Genomic DNA, 6,679 nt, shown 5'->3' on the forward strand with positions numbered 1-6,679 from the left:
GTCCCATCACGACATCCGTTCTGCCGTCCGACCCGATCCCGACCAGGCCATGGTCGACATCGCCAACTACGTCACCGACTACCGCATCGACTCGCCCGAGGCGTTCACCACCGCCCGCTACATGCTGCTCGATTCGCTCGGTTGCGCCATGCTGGCAATGAAATTCCCCGAGTGCGTCAAGCACCTGGGTCCCCTGGTACCTGGTGCTGACCTTCCCGGCGGCGCCCGCGTACCGGGTACCTCGCACCAACTGGATCCCGTCCAGGCCGCCTTTGCCATCGGCACCCAGGTGCGCTGGCTGGATTTCAACGACACCTGGCTTGCCGCCGAATGGGGCCATCCTTCGGACAACCTCGGCGCCATCCTGGCCGTGGCCGACTACCTGGGTCGTAAGGCCGAGCGGGAAGGGGGCAAGGGCCCGACCGTGCGCGATGTCCTGACCTGGGCGATCAAGGCGCACGAAATCCAGGGCTGCTATGCCCTTCAGAACAGCTTCAACCGCGTCGGCCAGGATCACGTGATCCTGGTCCGCCTGGCCTCCACCGCGGTGGCCACGGCGATGTTGGGCGGCGACAAGGAGCAGATCACCACCGCCGTATCGCATAGCTGGATCGACAACGGCGCCCTGCGTACCTACCGCCATGCCCCCAACACCGGTCCGCGCAAGAGCTGGGCTGCCGGTGACGCATGCCGTCGCGCAGTTACACACGCCATCAACGCCGTATATCGCGGCGTAGTGGGTTACCCGTCGGCTCTCTCGGCCAAGACCTGGGGTTACTACGACGTCGCCTTCAAGGGCAACGCGTTCACGTTTGAACGGCCCTTCGGCAGCTACGTGATGGAAAACGTGCTGCTCAAGATCAGCTACCCGGCCGAATTCCATGCCCAGACGGCGGTTGAATGCGCCATGCAGCTGCACGGCAAGGTCGCCGGCCGCCTGGATGACATCGAGAAAATCGTCATCGAAACCCAGGAAGCGGGCGTGCGCATCATCGACAAGACCGGCCCCCTGGCCAACTATGCCGATCGCGACCATTGCATCCAGTACATGGTGGCCGTGCCACTGATCTTCGGGCGTCTCACCGCCGATGATTATAACGACGACGTAGCAGCCGATCCCCGAATCGACGCGCTGCGCAATAAAATGCAGGTTTCGGAAAATCCCCGGTTTACTACCGATTATTTCGATGCCGAAAAACGCTATATCGGCAATGCCATCCAGGTATTTTTCAAGGATGGCTCCAGCACCGAGAAAGTTTCCATTGACTATCCCATTGGTCATCGCCGCCGCCGGGCCGAAGGTATTCCGGTCCTGCTGAAGAAATTTGAAGGCGCGCTCAAGGGTTACCTGCCCCAGCACCAGGCGGCCAGGATCCTGGCCGCCACGGCTGATCCGGCCAGCCTCGATGCCATGCCGGTGAGCCAATTCCTGGGTCTCTTCACGGTTTGAACATTGCTGTGACTCGAATATGAACGAAGGTGAGCTGCGGCTGTTCAATTGTTTGATTTTTGCTAAACTGCCGCAGCCCGCTTAACGGGATGTTTGCGAGGGGCGGAAACAGCCTCCGTAAAAAAACTCAGGAATAGACGTTCTACGCGCGATTTCCGTCTGGGGTGGAGCGCGGACGCGAATACCAATAACGAGGAGACACCGATGAATCGTAAGGGCTTGTTTTTGCTGATCGGCCTGGCCCTGGGCGGCGTGGGTGCCGTTCACGCGCAGGACACCACTGCCGACACGGCAAGCAGCACGTCGACGACCACCTATGATGGTCGTTGGTACATTGCGCCGACCGTGGGCGGCTACTACAACGACACCGACCGCAACACCAACAGCCGTCAGGTGTACTACGGCCTGGGCGTGGGTAAGTTCATTTCGTCGAACGCCTCCATCGACCTGTTCATCGACCGCACCAAGCGTGATCGTGACGGCGCTGGCAACTGGTCGAACAACAACTACGGCGTGGCTGCCCGCTTCTACGCTGGTGCGTGGGACGCATGGCGTCCGTACCTGCTGGCCGGCGTGATGGGCAGCTACCACACCAACGCCGACGACAAGGGCTGGGCTCCGGCTGCTGAACTGGGCGTCGGCGTGTCCAAGACCATCACCGACTCCTCCGACATCCGTGTCGAGGGTGGCTACCGTTACGATTGGGACGACAAGACCAACCGCGGCGAGAATGGCTACGGCGACTGGTTCCTGGGCTTCAGCGTGGTTTCGCGCTTCGGCGCTCCGCCCGCCGCTCCTGCCCCGGCTGCCGCTCCGCCTCCGGCTGCCCCGGATTGCTCCACCCTCGACAGCGATGGCGATGGTGTTAACGATTGCGAAGATAAGTGCCCGAGCACGCCTGCCGGTACCATCGTCGGTCCGGACGGCTGCCCGCAGCAGGTTGTCATCGACCTGCGTGGCGTCAACTTCAAGTTCGACCACCCGAAGAAGAATGAAATGGGTGGCAACATCGAGAAGACCCTGCAGGAGCCGACCTCCGACTCGATGGGCGTGCTGAACCAGGCTGTCGACACCCTGCAGCGTTACCCGCAGGTCCATGTCACGGTCGCCGGCTACACCGATAGCGTCGGTAAGGATGCCTACAACCAGAGCCTGTCCGAGCGTCGTGCGAAGATCGTGTACGACTACCTGACGGCCCACGGCATCACCGCCGACCGCCTCGACGGCCCGATCGGCCACGGCGAAGCCGACCCGATCGACAGCAACGACACGGCCGATGGCCGCGCTCGCAACCGTCGTACGGAACTGCAGGTCAAGAAGTAAGCGACCCGCAAGCAATACGAAAAAGCCCGGCGCAAGCCGGGCTTTTTTTTGTCTTTTGCCAGAGCTACCTCTCGCGTTCCCGTGGCGCGTCGCTATCCCGCCGCCCGAACCGTGGCGTCGAAGGTGCCGACGAGGCGGGTGTGCTTGCCCGTGTCAAGGACGGCGTGCTGGCATCATCGCGGCCTGGTGTGGGTGGCGTGGGAGAGCGTGAAGGAAGAAAGGCATGTCCCGGCCGAGCTAGCTGCGGTTGCGGCCCCGGGACCACCCGCACGGTATCGGCGGGCGCCTGGCCCTGGCCCTGGTGTTGCCCGTTCGTGGTCATGGCGCCCAGGCGGTGGACCAATGCGTCCAGGGGACTCCGCGGTGGCGTCCATTCGTTCGGTGAGGGCGGGCTGTCGTTCCCGTTACGTGAAGGCGAACTCATCGGATATCCCCCGCGGCCAGGCATGCGTGCGATTGAAGTTGTTTCATGATGCCGTCCTGATTGGCGAAACCGCCGACTATCGATCCGCGCTCACCTGCGCACAACCCGCATGACATGATTTTGCGTTTTGTTCCAACAAGCCCAGGATTGCGCGATGCGCATGCTCGGGCGAATTGATACCGATGCGCTACGCTTTGCCCATGACCAACCTCACCACCGCCGCGCCGGCGCCGCGTCACGGCCTGGCACGGGTTCTCTCCAAACTTGGCCTATGCTCGCGTAGCCAGGCCGGCACCTGGGTGCGCGATGGTCGCGTGCGCGTCAACGGGCGCGTGCAGCGGGACCCGGAATTCCCAGTTGTCATGGGCCGCGACAAGGTCACCGTGGACAACGCCGCCGCCAGCCAGGAAAGCTTCGTCTACATCGCCTTGAACAAACCGCGCGGCCTTGTGGTGACGGCCCAGGACGAGAAGGGACGCGCCACCGTTTATTCGCTGCTGCGGGAGGCATCCTTGCCGTGGATCGGCCCGGTCGGCCGGCTGGACAAGGCCAGCGAGGGCCTGCTGCTGATGTCCAACGACACGGCATGGGCTGCCGGAATCACCGACCCGTCGTCCGGCAAGGAAAAGACCTACCACGTGCAGGTACGTGGTACGCCGGACGAAGAAGCCTGCCGGATCATGCTGGGTGGCGTGGAGGATGGCGGGGAGGTCCTGCGGGCGCGGGCCGTCCGCATCCTGCGCCACGGCCCGCGCCAGGCATGGCTGGAGATCGTGCTCGACGAAGGCCGCAATCGCCATATCAGGCGGATGTTCGGCGTGCTCGGGTTCGACGTGGTCCGCCTCGTACGCGTTGCCATCGGCGAGCTCGCGCTGGGCGACCTGGGCAAGGGTAGCTGGCGACGGCTCGATGCCGCCGAAGTGGAAATGCTCAGGCGTTGAATCCTCGCGCACCGAGTGCTTGCCTTCGTCCGAATGATTCGGATTTTCCAGTCGGGGAATTGAATCGCCGACGTGCGTGGGCCACGCTTGCCATTTGGATTTAAACGCACGCGGGCCGTCTTCAGGTCCGTTGCCATGGAAAGGAGCCAAGCAATGAGCAGCAGTCCAACCAGGTCCGACGCGTCATCCGTACGCAGCCAGCAGACCTATCACAGCCAGTCGGCGGAGAGTTCGCCGCCGTCGTCATCTGCGAACACTTCGCGAGGGCCGGTTTTCCACCTTGCGGAAGCCATGTCGTCGAGCCTGACGGTCGATTCGAATTCCTCGTGGGCGTCGGATTCATCCAGGGCGTGGGCCAGTGATTCGTCGTCGCAGCGCGGGCACGTAGCTACGTTGCCGCCATCGGCGCGACCGTTCCCGTTCTCATCTGCCGCATCGACGCCATCGATGACGTCCTTCACGTCGCGAGAAGGTTCCGTCTGGACCCTTCGCTCACCGTCTCCAGGCTCGCCACTCGCGGCCCAGATGACCGCCGATCGCGCACCCAGTCCGGCGGGATCCACGGGCGGGCGGTTTAGTCCCCCCGATTCGCCACCGCGCCATACCGGCCGTGGCTTCACGCGCTAAGACAGCTTCGACAGAACCTTTAGGAGACATCCCATGCAACTGCCTAACCATCGCGACCGACCCATGAAACCCGTGCCTGAGCCGCACCCGGTGGAGGGCGGCAATCCGCCCTTCCTGCCGCCAGGTTCCATCCAGAGGACGCCCTCACCCTTCCAGCGCAAGCCACCGGGCAGGGAGCAGGGGCCTGCAAGGTAAGCCTTAAGCGACGATGCCCAGGCTTTTGCCCACCCGCGTGAACGCCGCGATCGCCTTGTCCAGGTGGTCGCGGCTATGGGCCGCGCTCATTTGCGTGCGGATGCGCGCCTGGTCCTTCGGAACCACGGGGAAGAAGAACCCGGTGACATAGATGCCTTCGTCCAGGAGGGCGCTGGCCATGGCCTGCGCCTTCTTCGCGTCGTACACCATCACCGGCACGATCGGATGCACGCCTGGACGGATGTCGAAGCCGGCCTCGGTCATTTTCTGGCGGAAGTATGCGGTGTTGTCCTTGACCTTCCGGCGAAGGTCGCCCGCGGAGGACAGCATGTCGAACACCTTGATACCCGCGGCGACCACGTGCGGGGGCAGGGAATTGGAGAAAAGGTAAGGCCGCGAGCGTTGGCGCAGCATCTCGACGATCTCAGCGCGGCCGGTGGTGAAGCCGCCCAGCGCACCACCCAGCGCCTTGCCCAGGGTACCGGTGAAAATATCGATCTTGTCCATCACGCCGTGCACTTCGGCAGCGCCCCGGCCGGTGTCGCCCAGGAACCCGGTGCAATGGCATTCGTCGATATGCACCAGGGCATCGTATTTCTTCGCCAGCGCGGTGATTTCATCCAGCGGCGCAATGAAGCCGTCCATCGAAAATGAACCGTCACTGGTGATGATCTTGGTGCGCGCACCGGCGGCGTCGGCGTCCTTGAGCTGCTGCTCGAGGTCGGCCATGTCGCAGTTGCCGTAGCGGAAGCGTTTGGCCTTGCACAGCCGGATGCCGTCGATGATCGAGGCGTGGTTCAACGCATCGGAAATGATCGCATCCTCTTCGCCCAACAGCGGCTCGAACAGGCCGCCGTTGGCATCGAAGCAGGCCGCGTAAAGGATGGTGTCCTCGGTACCGAAGAACTCGGCGATCTTGCGCTCCAGCTCCTTGTGCAGGTCTTGCGTGCCGCAGATGAAGCGCACCGAGGCCATGCCGAAACCGTGGGTATCGAGCGCATCCTTCGCAGCGGCAATCACATCGGGATGGTCGGCAAGCCCAAGGTAGTTGTTCGCACAGAAGTTCAGCACCTTTCGCCCATCGGCGAGGGTGATCTCGGCCGACTGGGGCGAGGTGATGATGCGTTCAGCCTTGAACAGGCCCTGTTCGCGGATGGCATCGAGTTCGGCGGCGAACCGCGCCTTGCCAGGGTAGGCCATGGGAAGTTTCCGTGGGGGGACCGGCCGATTATGGCTGCTGCGCCATGCCCGGACAATTCACCCGCCGCGCCCGCAGGATGGTCGCGACGCGGTGGGATGATGCCAAAACCACTGGAACTTTTCGAATTCCCGCCCTCGTGGACTGGATCGCGGACGCATCCACGGCAGAATATCTTCGCCTGCCTTGTCCAAAAGGGACGAACGATGAGCCATACACCTCCAGCCGATAGCCAGCGGGACGCCGACCATCAGTTCGAGCAGCAGGTCGCGGCGCAAGCCCGCGCCGAGCAGGTGCGTCAAATCGAAGCGGTGGCCGCGTTGCTCGCGGCCAATCCACAGGTACTGCGGCAGGCAGTTGACGAAAACGCCCGGGCCAGCATACCCACGCCTTCACCGACGCCTTCTCCACCACGCAACCCGTTCGGTCCCCGGCCGCTGGCTCGTGAGCAGGGACAAGGGCGCTAGGGCAGCCGGGAACAATTGCAGATACGGCTCTGCACCGCTATTGAACTGGACGAG

Annotated in this window: 6 protein-coding genes; 4 read left to right on the forward strand and 2 right to left on the reverse strand. The window is 63.3% G+C overall.

Features of this window, described 5'->3' with window-relative positions:
* The 3 genes from VK519_RS06130 to VK519_RS06140 all read left to right on the forward strand — a co-directional run.
* Positions 1–1,450 (forward strand): bifunctional 2-methylcitrate dehydratase/aconitate hydratase (locus VK519_RS06130; RefSeq protein ID WP_414692706.1); only part of this gene is annotated, 1,450 nt, incomplete at its 5' end.
* Between the two features lie 204 nt (positions 1,451–1,654).
* Entirely contained in the window at positions 1,655–2,773 is a 1,119-nt protein-coding gene (locus VK519_RS06135; protein ID WP_324348261.1) for an OmpA family protein, read from the forward strand.
* A gap of 624 nt (positions 2,774–3,397) precedes the next feature.
* Complete coding sequence (locus VK519_RS06140) at positions 3,398–4,138, forward strand: pseudouridine synthase (RefSeq protein ID WP_324348263.1); 741 nt, start codon at positions 3,398–3,400, stop codon at positions 4,136–4,138.
* 209 nt (positions 4,139–4,347) lie between these two features.
* Here VK519_RS06140 and VK519_RS06145 read toward each other — a convergent pair whose 3' ends face one another.
* Together VK519_RS06145 and kbl are read right to left on the reverse strand one after the other, a co-directional pair.
* Positions 4,348–4,599 (reverse strand): hypothetical protein, encoded by a 252-nt coding sequence (locus VK519_RS06145; protein ID WP_324348265.1) that lies wholly within the window; start codon positions 4,597–4,599, stop codon positions 4,348–4,350.
* Positions 4,600–4,963: 364 nt separating this feature from the next.
* Complete coding sequence (kbl, locus tag VK519_RS06150) at positions 4,964–6,160, reverse strand: glycine C-acetyltransferase (RefSeq protein WP_324348267.1); 1,197 nt, start codon at positions 6,158–6,160, stop codon at positions 4,964–4,966.
* Positions 6,161–6,364: 204 nt separating this feature from the next.
* Here kbl and VK519_RS06155 point away from each other — a divergent pair, with 204 nt between their 5' ends.
* Complete coding sequence (locus VK519_RS06155) at positions 6,365–6,625, forward strand: hypothetical protein (protein WP_324348269.1); 261 nt, start codon at positions 6,365–6,367, stop codon at positions 6,623–6,625.
* Positions 6,626–6,679: the final 54 nt, after the last annotated feature.

The organism is Pinirhizobacter sp. (genome assembly GCF_035317885.1).
Taxonomy (GTDB): Bacteria; Pseudomonadota; Gammaproteobacteria; order Xanthomonadales; family Rhodanobacteraceae; genus Pinirhizobacter.